20 protein-coding genes are annotated in these 20,266 nt (G+C 64.8%); 16 read left to right on the top strand and 4 right to left on the bottom strand.

Annotation, left to right across the window (positions count from 1 at the left end; genetic code table 11):
- Positions 1-31 precede the first annotated feature (31 nt).
- Positions 32-1,108, bottom strand: coding sequence for a hypothetical protein (locus tag ACVWZA_RS02615; RefSeq protein WP_457309584.1), 1,077 nt, complete (start codon positions 1,106-1,108; stop codon positions 32-34).
- Positions 1,109-1,395: 287 nt separating this feature from the next.
- Positions 1,396-2,775 carry a tyrosine-type recombinase/integrase gene (locus ACVWZA_RS02610; protein ID WP_457309583.1) on the bottom strand — a complete coding sequence of 460 codons (1,380 nt, stop codon included), beginning with the start codon at positions 2,773-2,775 and terminating at the stop codon, positions 1,396-1,398.
- Positions 2,776-3,587: 812 nt separating this feature from the next.
- On the opposite strand from ACVWZA_RS02610, the gene ACVWZA_RS02605 reads away from it, so the two are divergent.
- The 14 genes from ACVWZA_RS02605 to ACVWZA_RS02540 all read left to right on the top strand — a co-directional run bounded on the left by ACVWZA_RS02605 (position 3,588) and on the right by ACVWZA_RS02540 (position 15,168).
- Entirely contained in the window at positions 3,588-4,787 is a 1,200-nt protein-coding gene (locus ACVWZA_RS02605; RefSeq protein ID WP_457309582.1) for a DUF932 domain-containing protein, read from the top strand.
- A gap of 79 nt (positions 4,788-4,866) precedes the next feature.
- Positions 4,867-5,328 carry a hypothetical protein gene (locus ACVWZA_RS02600; RefSeq protein WP_457309581.1) on the top strand — a complete coding sequence of 154 codons (462 nt, stop codon included), beginning with the start codon at positions 4,867-4,869 and terminating at the stop codon, positions 5,326-5,328.
- A 120-nt stretch (positions 5,329-5,448) separates the two neighbouring features.
- Positions 5,449-7,581 carry a ParB/RepB/Spo0J family partition protein gene (locus tag ACVWZA_RS02595; RefSeq protein WP_457309580.1) on the top strand — a complete coding sequence of 711 codons (2,133 nt, stop codon included), beginning with the start codon at positions 5,449-5,451 and terminating at the stop codon, positions 7,579-7,581.
- Positions 7,582-7,643: 62 nt separating this feature from the next.
- Positions 7,644-8,687 carry a DUF7146 domain-containing protein gene (locus tag ACVWZA_RS02590; RefSeq protein WP_457309579.1) on the top strand — a complete coding sequence of 348 codons (1,044 nt, stop codon included), beginning with the start codon at positions 7,644-7,646 and terminating at the stop codon, positions 8,685-8,687.
- Positions 8,688-8,990: 303 nt separating this feature from the next.
- Positions 8,991-9,914, top strand: a complete 924-nt coding sequence (locus ACVWZA_RS02585) for a DUF2493 domain-containing protein (RefSeq protein WP_457309578.1) — start codon at positions 8,991-8,993, stop codon at positions 9,912-9,914.
- A 669-nt stretch (positions 9,915-10,583) separates the two neighbouring features.
- Entirely contained in the window at positions 10,584-10,748 is a 165-nt protein-coding gene (locus tag ACVWZA_RS02580; protein ID WP_457309577.1) for a hypothetical protein, read from the top strand.
- 128 nt (positions 10,749-10,876) lie between these two features.
- The gene (locus ACVWZA_RS02575; RefSeq protein WP_457309576.1) at positions 10,877-11,263 is read left to right on the top strand and encodes a hypothetical protein; all 387 of its coding nucleotides are present in this window, start codon (positions 10,877-10,879) and stop codon (positions 11,261-11,263) included.
- Positions 11,264-11,918: 655 nt separating this feature from the next.
- On the top strand, positions 11,919-12,245 hold the full coding sequence (locus ACVWZA_RS02570) for a DUF736 domain-containing protein (protein ID WP_294042622.1): 327 nt from the start codon (positions 11,919-11,921) through the stop codon (positions 12,243-12,245).
- 180 nt (positions 12,246-12,425) lie between these two features.
- Complete coding sequence (locus ACVWZA_RS02565; RefSeq protein ID WP_457309574.1) at positions 12,426-12,821, top strand: transcriptional regulator domain-containing protein; 396 nt, start codon at positions 12,426-12,428, stop codon at positions 12,819-12,821.
- 67 nt (positions 12,822-12,888) lie between these two features.
- A complete protein-coding gene (locus ACVWZA_RS02560) occupies positions 12,889-13,260 on the top strand; it encodes a DNA -binding domain-containing protein (protein ID WP_457309573.1) in 372 nt (123 codons plus the stop codon).
- A gap of 141 nt (positions 13,261-13,401) precedes the next feature.
- Entirely contained in the window at positions 13,402-13,665 is a 264-nt protein-coding gene (locus ACVWZA_RS02555; RefSeq protein WP_457309572.1) for a helix-turn-helix transcriptional regulator, read from the top strand.
- Positions 13,665-14,237 carry a S26 family signal peptidase gene (locus tag ACVWZA_RS02550; protein ID WP_457309571.1) on the top strand — a complete coding sequence of 191 codons (573 nt, stop codon included), beginning with the start codon at positions 13,665-13,667 and terminating at the stop codon, positions 14,235-14,237. The genes ACVWZA_RS02555 and ACVWZA_RS02550 overlap by 1 nt, the downstream gene beginning before the upstream one ends.
- Positions 14,234-14,908 carry a lytic transglycosylase domain-containing protein gene (locus tag ACVWZA_RS02545; RefSeq protein ID WP_457309570.1) on the top strand — a complete coding sequence of 225 codons (675 nt, stop codon included), beginning with the start codon at positions 14,234-14,236 and terminating at the stop codon, positions 14,906-14,908. Before ACVWZA_RS02550 ends, ACVWZA_RS02545 begins: the two co-directional genes overlap by 4 nt.
- 95 nt (positions 14,909-15,003) lie before the next feature.
- Complete coding sequence (locus tag ACVWZA_RS02540) at positions 15,004-15,168, top strand: hypothetical protein (protein WP_457309569.1); 165 nt, start codon at positions 15,004-15,006, stop codon at positions 15,166-15,168.
- Between the two features lie 77 nt (positions 15,169-15,245).
- On the opposite strand, the gene ACVWZA_RS02535 is transcribed toward ACVWZA_RS02540, so the two are convergent.
- Together ACVWZA_RS02535 and traD are read right to left on the bottom strand one after the other, a co-directional pair.
- Complete coding sequence (locus ACVWZA_RS02535) at positions 15,246-15,530, bottom strand: conjugal transfer protein TraD (RefSeq protein ID WP_457309568.1); 285 nt, start codon at positions 15,528-15,530, stop codon at positions 15,246-15,248.
- A gap of 37 nt (positions 15,531-15,567) precedes the next feature.
- On the bottom strand, positions 15,568-15,873 hold the full coding sequence (gene traD, locus ACVWZA_RS02530) for a conjugal transfer protein TraD (protein WP_457309567.1): 306 nt from the start codon (positions 15,871-15,873) through the stop codon (positions 15,568-15,570).
- A gap of 152 nt (positions 15,874-16,025) precedes the next feature.
- Between traD and traA the strand changes: the two genes are divergently transcribed.
- The gene (traA, locus tag ACVWZA_RS02525; protein WP_457309566.1) at positions 16,026-18,458 is read left to right on the top strand and encodes a Ti-type conjugative transfer relaxase TraA; all 2,433 of its coding nucleotides are present in this window, start codon (positions 16,026-16,028) and stop codon (positions 18,456-18,458) included.
- On the top strand, positions 18,458-20,248 hold the full coding sequence (locus ACVWZA_RS02520; RefSeq protein WP_457309565.1) for a type IV secretion system DNA-binding domain-containing protein: 1,791 nt from the start codon (positions 18,458-18,460) through the stop codon (positions 20,246-20,248). The genes traA and ACVWZA_RS02520 overlap by 1 nt, the downstream gene beginning before the upstream one ends.
- Positions 20,249-20,266: the final 18 nt, after the last annotated feature.

Below are 20,266 nucleotides of genomic sequence, written 5' to 3'. Positions count from 1 at the left end.
GATACTTTCGCCTGCTTGGCGTCGCGTGGCGCTAGGAAGCGCCGTCTTTCTTGTTGCCGGCTCGCTTCTCCGCCTCGACCCGCAATGCTTTCCGGACCAGGGCCTTCGCTCTTGCGGACGGCGATGCGCCCGTCGTTCCGAGCATGGTGCCGGGCCATTGCGTCGGTGGTGTCAGGCCGACCGCGTCGCCGACTGCCGCGAGGTAGTGCTTGAGACGGGGGCGGCCATCGGTCGTCCCGATTTCGCCCTTCCACGCGTCGATAGGGGACGGCCGGCCGAGATAGTCGAGCAGGTTCTGGGCGGCTTGGCGCGATCGGGGACGGATTTGCGAGGCCTCGGCATCTTCGGGCGCCTGCTCGTTTATGCGAGGCAGCGCTTTCGCGATCTTCAGGAACGCCGCAGCGCGTTCGAGATAGGGTCCGCGGTCGAGGAAGCTGGTTCCCGAGAAGAGATCGCTGACGGAGGCGCGGTGGGGAATCCGTCCCGCGTCCCACCCGAAGCCGAGGTCGAGATCGCCGAACGCGACGGACGCCCCAGCGGCACCATCGCGTGAGCGTTGGAGGCGAGGCACGACCAGCTCCACGAGCCTGGCGCAGTTCAGCCGAAGTTCGGCCACCAAGCCCGACCCGCCGTTCCGCAGGGTCTCGATTGGGACGTTGGCGGCGGTAGCCTGCAACTGGCCTTCGGAGGCGAACCCGTCTGGCAGGATCGCGACGACCGCCGAGATCCCGGCGGGCATGTGCTTCGGCCTCGGGAGGACACCGAGTTCAGCCGCCCCGGCTATCATGCCACGCACGATTTCCGGCCAGACGCTCTGCACGATGCTGACTGCGTTCGACTGGGGGACGAGGAGCGCATTCACCTCGAACGCGGTGCACAGCGCCAGCACGCGCGGAAGGTCGTATTCGACCCGGTTGCCCGTTCCGAGCTTGACGGCGTCTGGGAACGACAGGAGCCGGAGCTTCTTGAACCGGCCTGCCACGCTCCTCGGATCCCCCTCGGTCAGCTCGACCAGCAGATCTTCTACGTCCCCGTAGCGCGCACGGGGCCATGTCGAGGCGACTTCGCCGCGTTCAGCCGCTTCTTCTCTCTCATCGTCGTCTTGCACGAATGGTCTCTCCGGTGTGTCGGGTCAGTATTCGGTAGTGGAGGTGAACGAGTTGCGCAGGCGCCACGCCTGCAGGTCGGACCTGAAGTAAAATATCCCCCGGCGCTTGAACTTGCGGTGAAAAGTCGGCCCACCGCCGAGATTCCGTAAATTGCTTAAATGCCCTGCCGAGCACCTGAGGAACTCCGCCGCGCCTTCGGTGTCGTACTCCGGTTCGTCTAGATCGACGTCCGATGATGTGCAGTGCTTTTCCATGGACTGCAATTTAGGGTACTACAGTATGTTAGTCAAGTCGTTTGATCCTGAGACCGCTTCCGGCGGCGCCTGCGCCGTGCCGGGTCGAGCGCCCGGATGCCTTCGACGTCGCCGGCTTCCCAGCACTTCAGCGCGGCGGCCAGGAGTTCGCACCACTTGTCGAGTGCCTCGGCCTTCTCATCGTAATAGTCGTACAAGTGGTAGATCCCGACGACGCCGGCTCGCTTGCCGGAGACATGGTTGAGAATCGCCTCCGTGTGGGCGAGCGCGACGCCCATGGCCTGGCATCCGGTCGCCAGCGATCGCCGCACGTCATGGACCACCCACGGCTCCAGGCCTTCTCCGACGAGCGCACGCGCGCGTTCGTCGGACGCGACCAGCGCGTCCACGGCCTCGTCGATGGCGGTCTTTGCCTTGCTGAACCCGGAGACGCCGACCAGCCCGTTGGTGGTGAAGACCGGGCCCAGGCGGAGCTTGGGATCGGGCTGCACCGCCTTGATCAGCTCGATCGCCTGGATTGGGAGGGGGACGAGGTGGTCGTTGGAGTTCTTCGTTCGGGCCTTGGGCAGCAGCCAGTCGTCCGCCTCGAGGTCGAGTTCGTTCCACGGGACGCCGGCAGTCTCGCGCAACCGCTGTCCGAGCAGGATGAGGAGACGGTGGAACGAGCGGAACGGCTCCACCACCCCCTCCAGCGCGATCCAGAGCACGACTAGCTCGCCGAGACGCAGGACGCGGGTGCGCTCGCCCTCCTTGAAGGGCGGGCCCATCCGATCGAGCGGCGACTTCTCGATATGACCCTTCTCGATCATCCAGTTGAACATCTGGCGCAGCCACTTGTGGCCCTTGTTGGCGGCGGCTTCGCTGCGCAGGCCGATGGCGTTGAGCATGGTGGTGACGTCCGCCTTGGTGATCTCGTCGATCGTCTTCCCGGCGAACGCCGGCTTTAGGTCACGCTCGACGACCCCCCGGATATCCGTTTCACTGCGCAGCCGGTCCCGCTGCACGTGGTCCTTCATCCAGATGTCCGCGAACGCCGCGAACATTCGGTCGGCGCGCGCGTCGAGGTCGGCGACCGCCGCGGCGATCGCGGCTTCGCGATCGGCGACGTGGTCGACGCCGAGCCGGACCTGCGCGAGCAGTTCCACCGCGCGCTTGCGGGCCCGCTCCGCGGTCCAGGGGGAACCGTGCCGCCCGATCGTGAGCGTGCGCTGCGGCGTGTCGCGCCCGGCCATCCGGTAGCGCAGCAGGTAGGTCCTTGCGCCGCTCCCCGCGATGCGTACGCCGAACCCCTTCACTTCGGTGTCCCACAGCATGGTTCTTCCTCCCGCTGGGGGCGTCGCCATCGCATCCACGGTTGACTTGTTGATGCGGGCAATGGTTTTGTCGCGCCGCTTCTTCGTATCGCCAGACACTTCAATCTCCCATCACCGGGAGACCAACTCGGCCATCACCGGGCCATCACGCTGGAATTAATTGTGACCAACGACGATGAACTACGATGAGTAATAGCGTATGTTTTTCAGATGGTTGCTAGCGTGCAAGGACGTCAGATGAAGTGCGATGTTCTATAGTTATTGACCCTACGATTCTTGGTAAGGCTGAGGTCGTGAGTTCAATCCTCACCGGCAGCACCATTTTCCGCCATATACTCTGATAGTTAGAATAACCCCTCGGGGGGCCAAAGGCAACCCTGTGGCGGCTTGGAAGCGTATCGGAAGCAGCCGGAAGCGAAGGATCGGCGGCAAAGGACGGTCCAAGCGCCCCGAAATCGACCGCTATCTTGAACTCAGATGACGAGGTTCAACCAGCGGTAGGGGGAAAGCCTTCCCCTGAGCCGGAGACCTGCGGTCTCCAGCTACCCCTTCAGCAGGGGCTCCGCCCCCGCAACGCCCCCAATTGCGCGCGGGTTCAGCGGTGCGCGCACTGGCAGCGGCAAGCGCCGCCAGAGGTCGCGCTTCATGTCCGGGCCGCGCATGCGCTCTTGGCTCGGGCCGGAGGGCGCGGCGGCGGCTGGCCCCCAGGCCCGCGCGCACGGCCGCCGCGGCGGCCGGCTTCGCCAAGGGCGCCCCTCTGCCTGGCGCCTCCAGCGCCGCTATGCGGCGGAACGTCAGCCCGCATCATGCCGGCATGACATTCGCCGCAGGAGAGTGAGAGGAGGGCCGATGGGCCATGACGGGTAATGGGCTGAGAGAGAGGCTCTCGGCACCCGTCGTGGAGATTTTCCATGGCTACTGTTCTTTTCCAGACCCCCGCATCGCGTCCGGTCTCCGCCGCCTATAAAGTCGATATATCCCGCGGCCAGCGCATCGGCCGCGTCTCGTCCGAATGGTTCTCACGCCCCGACGATGAGCGATTCCTCTCGCTGACCGAACTCTACTCAGCGGTGAAAGCCCGCGCCGATGTCGCCACTGCGCGGACGATCCAGACCCGCGATGTCCGGGTCGAGGCAAGCCGCGATAATGCCGAGCGCCTAACACTCATCGTCCCCGGCCGCGACGAACCCATTGCGCCCACCCATTGGTCGTTCGGCCAGCTTGCCAGTCTGATCGGCGCCCCGGCGGGCTATCTGCGCCAGCTCCCGGCACCGCTCGCCGGGATCAACCTGCAGCATGGGTTGATCGAACACCGTGCCGAACTCATGAAGACCCTCGAAGCCGAGGATGGCCGCGTTGAGCTTCGCGCCGTCACCGGCCCCGACTATGGGCGCATCTGGGATCACGAGCTGGTCGCCGCGGTGATGAAGATCGCTGGGAACGGCACCGGCGACACGCGCTGGAAGGTGCCGGGCCTGCTCGACTGGTCGACCATGACCTACAACCCGCTCGTCGACGTCACTAAGGATACCACTACGCTCTATGCGAGCGATCGCGACGTGTTCCTGTTCCTGGTCGACGATCTTCACCCGATCGAGGCCGGGCGGCTTCCCAATGGCGATCCCGATCTCTTCTTTCGCGGCTTCTACTGCTGGAACAGCGAGGTCGGCTCGAAGACGCTCGGCATGGCGTCCTTTTATTTGCGCGCGGTCTGCATGAACCGCAACATCTGGGGCGCCGAGGGTTTCGAGGAGATCAGCATCCGCCACAGCAAGTTCGCTGCCAACCGCTTCGCGCATGAGGCGGCGCCCGCGCTGGAGACTTTCGCATCGTCGTCCCCGGCGCCGTTCATGGCGGGCATCAAGGCGGCGCGCGAACGAATCGTCGCGCGCAAGGACGAGGACCGCGAGACCTTCCTGCGCAAGCGCGGATTCTCGAAGGGCGAAACCGAGAAGATCATCGCGACCGTGCTTGAAGAGGAAGGCCGACCGCCGGAATCGATCTTCGACTTCGTGCAGGGCATCACCGCGCTCGCGCGCGACAAGCCGCATCAGGACGCCCGACTCGAGCTGGAAGGCAAGGCTGCGAAACTTCTCGTCTCGGTGCGCTAGCCGGGGCGCCCAGCCGGCGGCGGCAGCGAGGCGCACCGCCGCCGGTCCTCAGTCACATTCTCACCTACAGGAGGTCATTATGGCCGACCGCGTATCCGCATCGATCGTACTTGGCGGCAAGGTTTCCCAAGCGGCATTCACCGAGCTCGCTGCCGCCATCGCCGACGAGGCTCTTTCCACCGAATGGGATGGCGAGCCGTTCGAACCTGCGCATCGTACCTTGGGCGAACCCCTCAGCCTCTATGCTCACGAGGTCGCCTGCGGACGCTTCGAGGCCTTGGAGGCATGGTGCGCCGCGAACCGCGTACCGTTCGCGCGCTGGTCGGGCGGCTATTCCGGCCAATGGGGCGCCGAGCGCGTGGTCTTCAACGGCGAAGGCGAGCCGCTGACCTTCGCCGCTGACGAAGGCGACGATGTCATGATCGGTCGCGAAACGGCGGAGCGACTGGGATCGATAGATGCGATCCGAGCCCATTTCGACGCGGCCGACTTCGTCGTGCCGCCGCTTACCGTCGAAGGAGATTCTCCGGCGCACGCCTAGCTCGCGGGTCTCTGCGTCAGGCGCAGCTCTCACCCTCCTAGAGGGAGAGGGCTGCGCTGCCTCCATGACGGGTTGAGGGTCGAGAGAGAGTCTCCCGGCCGCCCGTCATGGAGAACTCCCATGACCAAGCATGTTAAGATCGCGCTCAATGCCTCGCGCGACATCCCCTTCAATCAGCTCGTTCTGAGCCAGGCCAATGTCCGGCGCGTGAAAGCCGGCGTTTCGATCGACACGCTCGCTGCGGACATTGCGCGCCGCGGTCTGCTGCAAAGCCTCAGCGTCCGCCCGCAACGCGACGCCGAGGGCGCCGAGACCGGCAAGTTCGAAGTACCGGCCGGCGGTCGCCGCTTCCGTGCCCTTCAACAACTGGTCAAGGCCAAGCGGATCACACGCGTCCAAACGGTCCCCTGCATCGTCCGCGACGATGCCGAGATCTCGGCGGAGGAGGACTCGCTTGCCGAAAATACGCATCGCGAGGCGCTTCATCCGCTCGATCAGTTCCGGGCCATGCACCAGCTCGTGCTGGGCGGGACCGACGTCGAAACCGTTGCCGCTACCTTCATGGTGACACCGGCGGTGGTGAAGCAGCGGCTGCGCCTCGCCTCCGTCTCGCCCAGGTTGCACGAGGTCTATGCCGGCGACGGCATGAGCCTCGATCAGTTGATGGCCTTCTCGGTGTCCGACGACCACGAGCGGCAGGAGCAGGTCTGGGAACTGCTGAGCGGCGGCCACAACAAGCAGCCCTACATCATCCGCTCCCGGCTCACTGAAAATGCCGTTCGCGCAACCGACAAGCGCGTCCGTTTCGTGGGGCTCGATGCCTATGTCGCAGCGGGCGGCTATGTGCTGCGGGATCTGTTCGAAGATGACGATGGCGGTTGGTTGCAGGATATCGGACTGCTCGACCGCATGGTCGCCGAGAAGCTGCAGTCGGAAGGCGCCCGCATCGGCGAGGAAGGCTGGAAGTGGGTCGCGGTCGCGGTCGATTTTCCGTACGGCTATGACCACGAATTGCGCGAGATCGACGGCGAGCAAGCCGCGATCCGCGATGAGGACGAAGCCCGCCTTGTCACCCTCCGCGAGGAAGCCGAAGCGCTCGAAAACGAGTGGGCCGGTGCCGGCGATGTCCCCGAGGCGATCGAGGCGCGCGTGACCGCGATCGATGAGGAGATCGCCGCGATCGTAGCACCGCGGTTCGTTTACGATCCTGCCGACCTGGGCCGCGCCGGCGTCTTCGTCAGCATCGACGTCGACGGGTCGCTCTACATCGAGCGCGGTTATGTCCGCCCCGAGGACGAGCCCGCCGCGGAACCCGGCATCGTCGATCATGAAGACGGCGAGATCGTCGACGAGCGCGATGCCGACGAGATCGATGGCGAGCAGCCGTCCGCGATCGTCAGCATCGGCGGCGCCCCGGGCAGTGAGGACGACGATGACGGCGACGAACAGGACGATATGCTTCGCCCGTTGCCCGACCGGCTCGTGACCGAGCTCACCACGCATCGCACGCTCGCGCTGCGTGACGCGGTCGCGAACAGTCCCACGGTCGCCTTTGCGGCCGTTCTCCACGCGCTCGTGCTCACCACCTTCTACCGCTACGCGTCGGTGGAATCCTGCATGGAAGTGTCGGTGCGTGGCGGCAGCTTGGGTGTCCACGCGCCTGGGCTCAATGATAGCGCCTCGGCCCAGTCGATCGCGGGGCGTCACGATGCATGGGAACAGCGCTTGCCCGACCGGCCCGAAACGCTGTGGGACATGCTGATTGGCCTCGACGCCGATGATCAAGCCGCATTGTTTGCGCACTGCGTATCGTTCGGCGTGAACGCGGTGTGGGAACCGGCCAACCGCTACAATCAGGGCCGCGTCTCCGCGCATGTCGTTTCCGGCCGCATCGAGCACAGCCATGTCATCGCCCGCGCTGCGAATCTCGACATGGTTGCCGCCGGTTGGACTGCAACGACCGACAATTATCTCGGTCGAGTGACCAAGGCCCGCATTCTGTTGGCCGTCGAGGAAGCAAAGGGCACCGAGACGGCAGGCCGGATCGAAGGTCTGAAGAAGCCCGAGATGGTCCGCGAAGCCGAGGACCTGCTCGCCGGCAGCTCTTGGCTTGCAGAACCGCTGCGCACGCCCGCGCCGCCCATCGCCGAGAGCGTCGGGCAATCGGCCGCAATCGACGGCGAAGCGGCCATCGACAGCGAGCCGCTGCAAGATGACGATGACGCCGATGAGATGGCGATCGCCGCCGAATAAGATCGGCATCTCCTGAAGGGGTCCGCACGCCGCGGGCCCCTTTCTTTTTGCACGAGGCGTCTATGTCCGGAGTTGCAGCTGAATTGTCGCGCACGCTTGCACGCAATGCGGAGGCCGTGTGCCGTCATTATCTCGCCGCAGGTCGGCGCGAGGGCCGTTACTGGATCGTCGGTGATGCGCTCGGATCGACCGGGCGCAGCCTCTATGTCCGACTGAAGGGCGGCGAACACGGCAAGGGTGCCGCTGGCAAATGGACCGATGCCGCCACCGGCGAACATGGTGATCTTCTCGATCTGATCGGTTTGAACTGCGGCCACCGCATGCTCCGCGACACGCTTGACGAAGCCCGGCGATTTCTCTCCATTCCACGGCCGGCGCCCATATTCGATTCCGACGAACCGCGCCCGCCCGCTGGTTCGCGCAAAGCCGCACGCCGCCTGTTTGCGGGATCGAAGCCCATTCGGAGCACCTTGGCCGAAGCATATCTGCGGGATCGCAGCATCTCCGCCCTCCAGTCCGAACGCTGGCTGCGCTATCATCCACGCTGTTGGTATCGCGCTTCGGACGATGATGGTCCCGGCACGCCGCAAGCATTTCCAGCTCTGATCGCGGCCGTTACCGATAATGACGGCACCATCACGGGCGTGCATCGCACCTGGCTTGATGCTGCGACGCGTGACAAGGCCGACATTGCCACGCCCCGGCGAGCCATGGGCGACCTGCTCGGGTTCGGTGTTCGATTTGGCGGCAATGGTCCGATCATGGCCGCCGGCGAAGGGATCGAGACGATGCTGTCACTACGCACCGTCATGACCTCGATGGCGATGATCGCCGGTCTGTCGGCGCCGCATCTCGCCGCCATTATCTTTCCGGCAGAACTTCTCCGGCTCTATGTCGCTCGTGATGATGACCCGGCAGGCAACGCGGCGTGGGCGACATTGTCCGGGCGCGCCATGGCAGCCGGGATCGAGATCAAGCCGCTGTCGCCGCTCATGGGTGATTTCAACGAGGATCTGCATCAGCTCGGTGCCGATTGCCTTCGGGCAAATCTTCAAGCGCAGCTTCATTCCGACGACATCAGGGCCTTTCTGCCGCTCGATTGCTGACGTGCTCTGGCGATTGAGCAGATGTCGAGGGAAGAACTGCCGCCGTTGTTGCCGCAGTGATCGGCGCAGTCGCGCCCCGGCCTTCTAGAGGGCGGTCGGGACAGCAAGCGGCCCGGACCCGCAACGGCGGTCGGCAACTTTCTTCCCCTGGCGGCTGCGCCGCCATTCCTCGCGAGGCAAGAAAGCCTTGCCCGCCGTCCTCCGCTGCGCTGCGGCCGCAAGCGGTGCAAGCCCGGTCCGCTTGCTGTCTTTCGTCGCCTGCGAAGGCCGCGAAGGGCGCGGCCGTACCGAAAGGCAGGCATCATGACCGACTACCAGCACCTTGATCCCGAACCTGAGCATCAGCCCTCTGGCACCGCTGCGGTTCTCCATGAACTGGCGCTCTTTGGCTACCGTCCGTTCGACGATGAACCCGACGCAAGGCCATTACCCGATGACCGCATGGCCGCCGGCGCCGTCGCCGACATCTTCGACGCAGTGGTGGCGACCCTGCAGGACACGCGGATCGAACCCGACCTCGAAGATTTGCTCTGGGGCATCACCAATGTCTTCCACCGCGCCGCCGAACGCATTGAGCGCGAACTTGACGACAATGAGCAGGCGCAGAAGCGCAGCCAGCGCGAGCAGGATGGCAGCGAGGTCAAATCCGTCGAACTCGAGCGGCACTTACGCGAAGGCACGACGATGATCGAACGCCGCGACACGATGGAATTCTTCCGCGAAGCCTGCGCCGACCAGTTCCGCATTCATACCCGGCACGCCTGGAGCCCCCGCAACGGATCGCTGGTCAATCGCAAGGCGCTGACCGCTACCATGATCGACAGCCGTGACTTCATCACCGCGCGCAAGCGCGCAGAGAATGTATTGCTCATCCCGCAGGGCACCCTGATCGCGATCACCGGCGGCGCAGACTATCAGGATCATCGCCGCATCTGGGATGCGCTCGACAAGACCCACGCGAAATATCCCGACATGGTCCTCCTTCACGGGGCTACGCCGACCGGTGTCGAACATATCGCCGTCTGTTGGGCACGGAACCACAATGTCATTCCGATCGGGTTCAAGCCCGACTGGACCCGGCATCACAAGGCTGCTCCATTCAAGCGCAATGACAAGCTGCTCGCCGAAATGCCCGTTGGCGTCCTTGCGTTTCCGGGCACCGGCATCAACGCCAACCTCGCCGACAAGGCGCGCAAAATGGGCATCCCCGTATGGCGTTTCGAATGAGGGCCGCCATGCGCGCATTGCATGTCCAATTGCCGCCTCGTGCTTTCATCTGGGGCGTCGCCGGATCACGGATTTTGGCTGGCCACAGGTGGCGCATTCGGCGGTCGCGCGCTCATAACCACGCTGGCCAGCGAGTTCACGGGTGCGCTGGCTTGCCTGATGAAGCGCTGCCAGATGCAGGCGTTCGACGATGCACTCGTCGCAAATCGGCACGGGGGCGAGCCTGGTAATCAACGCTTCGACTCGATCCATGCGCGCGCTCAACCTCCCAAGCCGATCATAGAAGCAAATCGCGGCCGGGCGGGAAAGAGCGGATCGGAACGTAGCGCATTACGATCAGGCAAGACCGCACCGACCAGCAGTGCAGACACCTTACCGACGGAACCATCTGGACGTGTTCTAGGTGCCCGAAATCGCCAAGCCCACATCCCCACGGTTTCAACCGCCATTGTCCCTGTGGCCGCCCGCGGAACCTCTCCCCGCTCTTGGAGGCGCTAGTCCTTTCCGACCTCCGGCCTTCCACGTTCAACCCATAAAGGGTCCGCTATGCCTTGCATGCGGCCGCTACTCGGCTGCGCCTCCCGACGCGGTAATCGCGGCCGGACGCCGGATGCGTCGGCGCCTGTCGAGCGGGGAGAGGCTCCGCTCCGGAAACGACAGGAACCGGACATGTCACTCGAAACCGCACAACGCTACGCCTGGAACCTGGCCTGCACCCTCAAGGTCATCATCATCCTGATCGAGACCGACGACGGCTACAACGCGATGCCGAGCGACGATTACGACGGCGACGCCGACCATGTTGTTCGAGAATATGATGTTTTCTCAAACTGATCGTTGCAGTCGAGCGCCGAACCGAACCCGACGACGGTTTCGTCGCCGGGCATTTTCTGCTATATCTTGTACGCGCTGTGGTGGCTGGTGGATGCGCGTCCAACCCTTTGAAGAAAGGACGTGACGCCATGCCTATCCTGTTTCCACTGACGTTGATCGGTGTCGGTTTTCTGATTTACGCGCTGTTCGCCAGCGCGACACTGGCGCTGCCGATCGGCGCCGGCCTTGCGGCCGGCTTCGGCAGTGCTGCGCTTGGCATCGCTCCGTTGCCCGCGATTATCATCGGCGTCGCCGCGTTCATGGGCATTATCGCGCTCGGTCGTTTCGCGGCCGTCTCGCTTTCCAGCCGTCCAGCACGCGGGGTGCTGATCGCCGTTTTCGCGATCCCCGCTGCGATTGCCGGCTTCTCGGTCGCGAGCGCTTTCGCGTCGCTTGCAGGCTTCGCCGTTGCGCTCGTCGCGGGTGGCTTGAGCGGCGCTGTTGCCGCCCACAGACTCGCCGGACCAGTCGCCTAATCCGCAGCAATATCGACGTCATTTCTCGCCACATCGCCCCGCCCGGTCATTCCGGGCGGGGCTTTTTGTAGGTCCATGAGTGCCATTGCCCGAGAGGGGCGATGGGATCAGCCGGGTCGCTGTCCGCAGCTGAACACAAGGGGCTCGATGGTTCCGCCATGCAGATGGCGAGCCGGCGGTCCGCTATGCTGCGGTGATCGTCGGACAAGGATCCAGGGGCGCGACTCCGCGCGGCCTGAATCCCTCCGGCTACGGGGTTTCCGTTGGTGGAGCGGGGATCGAGTCCGAACGGACGCCCGCCGGTTTGCAGGTGGATCTATCCGGCAGCACGCTCTCGGCGTCGGGCTTCTGGACGGGCGGTGATGCTGGGGCCACGTCTCCTTCCGGCAGATCCGGGCCCGTGCCCAAAGGCCTCTCGAAATGGCTTGATGACCGAAACCGGCTTCGCCTCTGCCGCTCGGGGCCGCAATGGCTTTGGGTCACTTTTTTCCCCTGCCGGCTTCGCCGTCATTCCTCGCGGGGACAAAAAAGCGCCCCGCCGCCGTCCTCCAGCTGCGCTTGCGGGTCTTCGACTGCAGCCGCGGCAGCCCCGGTCACCTTCAACGCCATCGAGGCCGTGATGGGCACGGGCTCGTGGATCAAATGGAGACTTAACATGGCTACCATCGGCACCTTCAAGAAGACCGCCAACAACGAGTTCGTCGGCGACATCGTCACCCTCGGCGTCCAGGCCAAGGGCGTCCGCGTCGTTCCCGACAGCAACCGCGCCAACGACAATGCGCCCTCGCACAGGGTCTTCGTCGGCCGGGCTGAAATCGGCGCTGCCTGGACCAAGGAATCCAACGAAGGCCGCGCATATCTCGGCCTCAAGCTCGACGATCCGAGCTTTACCGCTCCGATCTACGCCAACCTGTTCGACGACGAGGACGGCGAGACCTACAACCTGATCTGGTCGCGCCCGACCCGCCGCAACGGCGACTGAGCCCAACCGATCAAGCCCCGCCCGGAACGACCGGGCGGGGCTTTCGTTTGATCCATTTTGGTCGTAATATTAACTACTTGAGATAACTCATGCTTATCCGGCGATAAGCGCGAGCGGCCTTGCATCGCGAATCGTTCGCAACATAATTCGACCTTGCAGGGGGCATCCGGGAGTAACGCGATGCCAGGTTATCAGAGAATGCGCCTGCCCGAGGCTTATCGGGCGCTGCTGACGTTGAATGCGCGCGGCTTTGCATGGGAATGGGTCCGCCGCAATCCGGACTTCCGCGCGATCTGGGCGTCGGCCGGTGCTGCCGCTCGTCGCAGTTCCGAGCTCGCCCAAAACGCCATCCGGCGTTCGGCGCGTACTATGATCGATCTCCCGCAGCATCCATTGACGCGGAGGTGGTCCCTCTGGGGCCTCACCTTTCGCAGTCGATCCCGACACGCCGGCGACCGACGCGCCGCCGGTCGCCTGGCTGCCGTCGGTCGATACGACTGCGTTGACGGTCATACGACCGGTCCCTTGGGCGCGAACGATAGGCGATTTGTATTTCCGGCCGTCCGCCTGGGGTGACCGCGTCGTTCGCATTGCCGCACCCGGCGGGATATCGTTGCTGATCCGAAGGCATAGCGCCCCGGAATTGCCGCTTTGGATTCCTGCCGACCTCGAGCCGGTGCCGGGCAAGCCGTTCGGGCTCTATCTCCATCCTGACCGACACCACAGCGACCGGATCCGTGCGGCCGAGACCTTCCGCCGCGCGGTCGGGCTTGGCGCGCCGTTGCACGCCCCACCAAACCCCTATGCACATCGGCAGGCAGCGATGCTTTGCATTCACGACTTCCAGCGCGACGGTGCGTCGCTACGCGACATTGCCGGCCACCTGCTCGATCCGCTGCCTGACGACTGGCGGCTGAGTTCCGAGCGCTCGGATCTGCGCCGCCTCGCTGACGCGGCGGCCGCGTTGGCGGCGGGAGGATATAGGCGACTGCTCGGAGCACGTCTCAAAGCATAGACACCATCATCAACCCCATGTGGTCGGATCGCGTACCCCCGCTTTCCGGCCACCCGTGGACGCCGTTCAACGCCGATGATCGCCGGGCTCGCGAGGCGCTGCCCGCACCGCCCCGCAGCGCCAACATCGACGGAGTCCAACATGCCCGATATCATCAAGGATACGCGCTATCTGCGCACGAAAGAGGCCGCCCATTATGTCGGTCTATCGGCGCGGACACTCGAGAAGCATCGTACCTACGGCACCGGTCCCGCTTACCGGAAAATCGGCGGCCGCGTCGTCTACACGATCGAAGACCTGCGCGCCTGGTGCGATCGTGGTGCCTGCGCGTCCACCTCCGATCCCAATAACGGAACCGTGCTGCCAGCCATGCGCCGTCCCGGCGACACGGCGGAGCACCGGTGATGGCTGGCGCACTTGACCAGCACGCCGCCAGCGCCGCTGCGACGGCCACCGGTTTGCATCGCCATCGGTCTCGCTTAGGCCTGCTCGCGGGGGCAGGCGCTGCCCTCGCAGCGCTTCTCCTTCCGGCCCTGCACCGTCCGCAACTGCGCCTTGTCTGGAATGCCTCGGCGAGCGTGCCGCTCGGTCTCTATTCGATCGAGCCCAACGCGACCCTGCGCGTCGGCGATCTGGTCGCGGTGCGACCGTCGCCTGCACTGACCCGCTTTATGGCGCAGCGCCGCTATGTCGAGGCGAACGCGCTGCTGGTGAAGCCAGTCGCGGCTCTCCCCGGCGCAACCTTCTGCCGCACAAATATGCGTGTCACGATCGACGGACGGGCCGTTGCGACCGCGCTGCCGCGCGACCGCTTCGGTCGTCCGCTGCCGCGTTGGTCAGGTTGCCAGCGTGTGGCCCGCAACGAGCTCGTGCTGATCGCGCCGGCGCTGCGCGCGTCGTTCGACAGCCGCTATTTCGGTCCCGTCGATCGCGCGCAAGTGATCGGTCGTGCGACCCCGTTGTGGACCTGGTCATGATGAGGCGGTGGATCAGCACGCTCGCCGTCGTCGCGATCGCGGCCTCGGCTTCGCCATCGGCCAGCGCTCGAACAGCGCCGGCTATCCCCAACCGTTGCGCCGTGCATGTGCCAGAAGCGGCGCGGCGCTCGGGTCTTTCCGAGGATGTGGTGGTGCGCGTAATGCTCGCAGAGTCGGGCGGCAAGTCGCGGATTGTCTCTGCCAAAGGTGCGATCGGCTGTATGCAGATCATGCCGGCGACATGGGCCTATCTGACCGCACGCTACAATCTTGGTGCCAATCCGTTCGATGCACGGATGAACATGATCGGCGGCGCCATGTATCTCGCCGAGCTTGCCGCGCGGTATGGATGGCCGGGTGCGCTTGCCGCCTACAATGCCGGTCCGGGCCGCTATCAGCGCTATGTGCAGGGCGGCGTGCCTCTGCCGGCGGAAACGATCGCCTACACCGCGCGTCTCGGCCGAAATGCCGAGAGTCCGCCGACGGTTGCTCTGGCGCCGCGCTGGCGGGAGGCGCGCCTGTTCATGACCCGTCCGACGTTCGAGGGCGCGGCGTTGCCCCCGACAACGCCGATTCCGCCCGCCGGGAATGTGGAGATGCGGCCCCGCAACTCGCTCTTCCCCTTTTCCCGTGTTTCCGACGGCGGCAACGCAACCGACGTTCGTCCATGACGTGGCGCATATGACCGGGAATGGGTATCCTCGCGCCGACTTTGAATTATGCTCCCTGGCGTCTCAGCTCCGGCCAATTTGATGGAGGACCGATCATGTTGAACATCGAGAAAGCCATTGAAGCGGCCGCCCGTGCGCTTTGTCGCTCCGACGGCAATCCGGAGAACACAAGGTTCGAAGGCAAGCCGATGTGGCAGAGCTATTTTCCCGCAGCGAAAGCGGCGGTCGAAGCTGCATTGCCGCATCTGCGCGACGAATGATTTCCACGCGCAGGTCGCTTCGCGGTCGGCCATGATTCAATCCGAATAGCCGCCGTTCTGGAGGTTTGAGACAGACGCTATGTTTCGCCCTTTGGCCTGGCATCTTTGTTCGGAGTTCTCGGGCTTCTGCCTTGCGCGCGGGCGGCGTCGGCTTCTTCCGCTTCCGTCGCAAAGGCGCGAGCGCCGCGACGCCGGAAGAGCAGCTTGACCTGGGCCGCATCCTCGCCCTGCATCTGCAGCGCCAGTGCGAGAAACGCCCCGTACAGCAAGGCGCGGTCGTCGTCGGCGATGCCGACCAGCCCGGCTTTCTGCACGAGACCGCCCAGTTCGATCAGATGCCGCGTGCGTTCGCGTCGTGCCACTACCCAAGCTCTCGTGTCCGACCGGGATCTTGCCGCATCAAACCGATTGCGAGCCTGCGTCAGTCGCCTTGCCGCCTTCACCAGTGCTAGCAGCGCGGCGCGAGGAACGCCGGCTTGTGTCGCGAAAGAACTGGGCGCCCTGGCGACTCCATGCCGACGTGGTGGCCTTGTCCTTTTCCGCAACCGCCGCCAGGAGAGCGCCGGCAAGCAGATCGGGCTCAAGCGCATCGGCACCAGTCGCCTCGATCAGCTCGCCGAATTGCTGGACCTTGCGTTGCTTGAGCAATTTGGCGCGATCGTTCAGCGCCTTCAGTTCGGCATCAAAATCCCTGACCTTACGCATCCTGCATCTCCATCTAGCGTCTCGATGCAGGTGAATTGGGCCGTCTAATCCCTGGTTCAACGGCTGAAATCTCTCAGGAGCGCTCTAGCGTATGAGAGCGCGCTTATACGTCGTACCGACGTCGCGGGATCAGGCGTAGATGGGTTGCCGTCATGGCGATCTATCACTTCTCGGCCAAAGTCATCGGGCGCGGAACCGGCAGGAGCGCGGTTGCGGCCGCCGCCTATCGGTCGGCCTCGCGGCTCGAAGATGAGCGGCTCGGACGACATCACGATTTCACAAGCAAGACTGGCGTCATCCATTCCGAGGTGATGCTTCCGGAGGGCGCGCCAGATCGTCTTCGCGACCGCGAAACCCTTTGGAATGAGATCGAGGCGACCGAGAAGCGCAAGGACGCACAGCTCGCGCGCGAGGTTGAATTCGCGATCCCGCGCGAGATGACGAGGGAGCAGGGCATCGCGCTCGCCCGCGATTTCGTTCAGCGCGAATTTGTCGCGCGGGGCATGGTCGCCGATCTGAACGTGCATTGGGACGTTGGCGCTGATTGTGAAGCCAAACCGCACGCGCATGTCATGCTCACCCTGCGCGAGATCGACGGCGAGGGGTTCGGAGCCAAGGTCCGCGAATGGAATGCGACCGCACTTCTCCAGCATTGGCGAACAGCTTGGGCCGATCACGTCAATGCGCGCTGCGCCGCCCTCGGTATCGACGCACGCATCGACCATCGCAGTTACGAGCATCAGGGCATAGATCTCGAGCCGCAGCACAAGATAGGCGCCGCCGGCGCGCGACGTGAGGCGAAGGGCGAGGATGCGGAGCGTGCGGACGATCATTGCGCGATCGCGCGCGGCAATGGCGCAGTCATTCTTGCCAAGCCGGAAGTCGGCCTCGAAGCACTAACGCGCACCCAAGCAACCTTCGCGCTGCGCGACCTGGCGATGTTCGCGCACCGCCATTCCGATGGGCAGGAGCAGTTCGACGCCGTGCTGGCCGCGATGCGCGCGTCTGACAGCATCCTTGCACTCGGACGCGACGGACGCGGCCAGGAGCGCTTCACAACCACATCGATGCTGTCTGCCGAAGAGGCTCTTGCGCGCCATGCAGCAACCCTTGCCGCGAACGCGCACGCCGTCGGTAAGGCCGATGTCGAGCGTGCGATCGCGTCAGGCGAGCGGCGCGGACTGAAACTGGGCGCCGATCAGCGTGGTGCGCTCGATCATGTCGTCAAGCGGCCGGGGCTCAGCCTCGTGGTCGGCTTCGCCGGATCCGGCAAATCGGCGATGCTGGGCGTCGCGCGCGAAACTTGGGAGGCCGCGGGCTTCACCGTGCGCGGCACCGCGCTGTCGGGCATTGCGGCTGAAAATCTCGAAGGCGGCTCGGGGATTTCGTCGCGCACGATCGCCAGCTTCGAACATGCCTGGTCGCGTGGCTATGACCGCCTCACCGATCGCGACGTGCTGGTGATCGACGAGGCGGCGATGGTCGGTACGCACCAGCTTCAGCGCGTGCTCGCTGAGGCCTCGGGCGTGGGCGCGAAAGTCGTGATGGTTGGCGACGTCCAGCAGCTCCAGGCAATCGAGGCCGGTGCCGCGTTCCGGCTGCTTGCGGAGCGCCATGGTGCCGCCGAAATCGGAGAAGTGCGCCGGCAGGCGGTGGCGTGGATGCGCGACGCCACCCGTGACTTCGCCAACGGCCGCACCGGGGACGCCATCGTTGCCTATTCCCGCGCGGGCATGGTCCACGCCGCCGAGAGTCGTGATGGCGCGCGAGCTGCCCTGATCGATCGCTGGGACGCGGAACGCCGCGCCGAACCCGGTTCCTCGCGCATCATTCTCACCCACATGAACAAGGAAGTCGCCATGTTGAACGATGCAGCACGCGCGAGGCTCGCGGAGCAGGGAGCGCTTGGCGAAAGTGTCGCCGTCCGAACCGAGCGAGGCATTCGGGAATTCGCTGATCAAGATCGGATCCTGTTCCTCAAGAACGAGCGCGATCTTGGTGTGAAGAACGGGACGCTCGGCACGGTGGAGAAAGCCGCGCCCGATCGCCTCGCCGTGCGCCTGGATGACGGGCGGCGGATCGATGTCGATCTCAAGAGGTACGCGCATGTCGATCACGGTTATGCCGCAACGGTCCACAAGACCCAGGGCATGACGGTCGATCGGACACATGTGCTCGCGACGCCCGGCCTGGACGCCCATGCGAGCTATGTCGCTCTGAGCCGGCACCGTCACGGCACCGCGCTCCATTATGGCCGCGACGATTTCGCTGACGAAAAGGCGCTCCGCCAGACGCTCGGACGCGAGCGACCCAAGGATATGGCGCTCGACTATCGCGACAAGGGAGCGGCGCCGCCACAACCCTCTCGCTCCGCCAGCGCCAGCCCTCCTGGCGCGAACAACGCGGGCACCCAGACGCCAACCGCGCAGAGTGATCGCGCGAGCCGGCTGCGGGCGATGGTGGCCGCTCGTGTGGCGGCGCCACGTCCGACGGCAGAGGCCGTGCGCGACGCCATCTCGCGCGCGGCCGATGCGGTGCAAGGCCTCGGTCGCGGCCGTGGCCGCGACAATGGGGCGGAATGCTGATGAACGCTCCCGGAAACGGCGGCGCGGCCGGCGGGCGCGGGCCGGAGCCTGTCGTGCAGCAAATCGCCTTTCTCGCCGCTATGGCATCCATCTGGGCGTGCTGGCCGCTGGTGCGCGGCCTTATTCCGGCCGAGGACCGCTTCGCCTTTACCGACCTTGTCCGCGAACATTGGGCGCATCGCCAAATCCTCGAGCCTTGGCTTGAGCAGCGTTGGGCCTGGCTCGCCGTCCATCACTATCATCTCTGGTTTGCAGCTGCAGTTTTCCCGGGTGTCATTGCCGTGAGCATCGTTCAAGGCGGCGATCGCCGCACTGCCTGGCCGTTGCTGCATGGACCGCTCGGCTGGTTTTGCGGCGCCATCCTAGGCTACATGCTCTACGGCAGCTTCCGTGGTGATAGCTGGCCGCTGGCGGTGGTGATGCCTGCGACCTTCGCCTTTCTCGGCGGCGCCATCGGCGCGCGCCTCGCTGCGCTGCCGCGCAAAGTCAAGCATCTGCGCGGTACGCGGTTGCGCCTTGCCGCTGGCGGGCGCGTGGGTCGACTGCGCGCGCGGCTTCTCCACGGTATTGCGCTCGCTGGCGTGCCACTCAGCCGCGAGGATGAGGCAATGCATGTCGCGGCGATCGGTGCGACCGGTTCGGGAAAATCCACCGCGCTCCGCGCCCTGATGGCCGATGCGGTCCGGCGTGGCGACCGCCAAGTCGTTGCCGACCCCGATGGCGCGTCGATGACGGCGTTCTTCAGCCCAGGCGACATCATCCTCAACCCGTTCGACCGACGCTGCGCGCGGTGGGATCTGCTCGCCGAGATTGAGCGGCCAAGCGACTATGCCTTCGTCGCGCAATCGCTGCTGCCGCATTTCGGTGTTGGGGACCATGATCAGTGGATCACCTACGCTCAGCAACTCCTTGCCGGAGCCTTGGAAAACTTCGTCACGCTACAGCTGGGAACGTCCGAGGATTTCGTGACGATGCTCGCCAGCGGGAAGATCGGCGAACTCAAACAGCTATGTGCCGGGACGCCCGCCGCGCGGTATTTCGAAGAGGGAGGGGAGCGGATGCTCGCTAGCATTCTCGGCACGCTTGCGCCGGCAGTCGGACACTTACGGCACATCGCCGCTGTCCGGGGTGAACCGTTCTCAATTCGACGATGGATCCGGCAAGGCGCGGGCTCCCTCTGGCTGCCTTATGCCGCCAACCAGGTGGCCGCGCTTAAAGGTCTCATCTCCTGCTGGATGAATATCGCTATCCTAGAGACCCTCTCGCTTGAGCCGAGCCAGGACCGCCGCATCTGGTTTCACGTCGATGAGCTTGATGCGCTCGGACGGATCGAGGGCCTCAAGGATGCGCAGGCCCGCCTGCGGAAATTTGGCGGCTGCGTCGCAATCGGCTTCCAGTCGTTCTCCCAGGTCAAGCAGGTCTATGGCGAGGCCGCCCAGACCATCATCGAGAATTGCGGAAACCTATTGTTGCTGCGTGCCGGCGTCAGCGAGGATGGAGGAACCGCGAAGCTCGTTTCCGAACTTATCGGTGGCCGTGAGGTCGAGCGCGACGATGTAAGCCAATCGCGGACCCATGGCCGCTTTACCACCCGATCGATGTCAATGCAGACGCGGCGTTCTGTCGAAGATGTTGCGCTAGCCAGCGAGATCACGCAGCTTGCCAATAGGGAAGGATTTCTGAAGCGCGCGACCGGATCCGATTGGCGACGCGTGAGGTTTCCGTACGTCGCCTATACGGGACGCGTCCCGGCGCTCGAAACATCATCGATTCTTGAACACGGGAACTGATTAACAGTGAACCTTGCG

This window comes from Sphingomonas sp. UYAg733, from assembly GCF_054057355.1.
Note: the sequence above shows the minus strand (reverse complement) of the source record. Positions and strands in the feature narration are given on the sequence as shown.

Excerpts from the sequence above, each read along its gene's own strand:
- ACVWZA_RS02545 (WP_457309570.1), top strand. The coding sequence starts at position 14,234 with ATGATGAGGCGGTGGATCAGCACGCTCGCCGTCGTCGCGATCGCGGCC.
- traD (WP_457309567.1), bottom strand. The coding sequence starts at position 15,873 with ATGCGTAAGGTCAGGGATTTTGATGCCGAACTGAAGGCGCTGAACGAT.
- ACVWZA_RS02580 (WP_457309577.1), top strand. The coding sequence starts at position 10,584 with ATGTCACTCGAAACCGCACAACGCTACGCCTGGAACCTGGCCTGCACC.
- traA (WP_457309566.1), top strand. The coding sequence starts at position 16,026 with ATGGCGATCTATCACTTCTCGGCCAAAGTCATCGGGCGCGGAACCGGC.
- ACVWZA_RS02540 (WP_457309569.1), top strand. The coding sequence starts at position 15,004 with ATGTTGAACATCGAGAAAGCCATTGAAGCGGCCGCCCGTGCGCTTTGT.
- ACVWZA_RS02520 (WP_457309565.1), top strand. The coding sequence starts at position 18,458 with ATGAACGCTCCCGGAAACGGCGGCGCGGCCGGCGGGCGCGGGCCGGAG.
- ACVWZA_RS02570 (WP_294042622.1), top strand. The coding sequence starts at position 11,919 with ATGGCTACCATCGGCACCTTCAAGAAGACCGCCAACAACGAGTTCGTC.
- ACVWZA_RS02595 (WP_457309580.1), top strand. The coding sequence starts at position 5,449 with ATGACCAAGCATGTTAAGATCGCGCTCAATGCCTCGCGCGACATCCCC.
- ACVWZA_RS02565 (WP_457309574.1), top strand. The coding sequence starts at position 12,426 with ATGCCAGGTTATCAGAGAATGCGCCTGCCCGAGGCTTATCGGGCGCTG.
- ACVWZA_RS02585 (WP_457309578.1), top strand. The coding sequence starts at position 8,991 with ATGACCGACTACCAGCACCTTGATCCCGAACCTGAGCATCAGCCCTCT.
- ACVWZA_RS02575 (WP_457309576.1), top strand. The coding sequence starts at position 10,877 with ATGCCTATCCTGTTTCCACTGACGTTGATCGGTGTCGGTTTTCTGATT.
- ACVWZA_RS02550 (WP_457309571.1), top strand. The coding sequence starts at position 13,665 with ATGGCTGGCGCACTTGACCAGCACGCCGCCAGCGCCGCTGCGACGGCC.
- ACVWZA_RS02555 (WP_457309572.1), top strand. The coding sequence starts at position 13,402 with ATGCCCGATATCATCAAGGATACGCGCTATCTGCGCACGAAAGAGGCC.
- ACVWZA_RS02605 (WP_457309582.1), top strand. The coding sequence starts at position 3,588 with ATGGCTACTGTTCTTTTCCAGACCCCCGCATCGCGTCCGGTCTCCGCC.
- ACVWZA_RS02590 (WP_457309579.1), top strand. The coding sequence starts at position 7,644 with ATGTCCGGAGTTGCAGCTGAATTGTCGCGCACGCTTGCACGCAATGCG.
- ACVWZA_RS02600 (WP_457309581.1), top strand. The coding sequence starts at position 4,867 with ATGGCCGACCGCGTATCCGCATCGATCGTACTTGGCGGCAAGGTTTCC.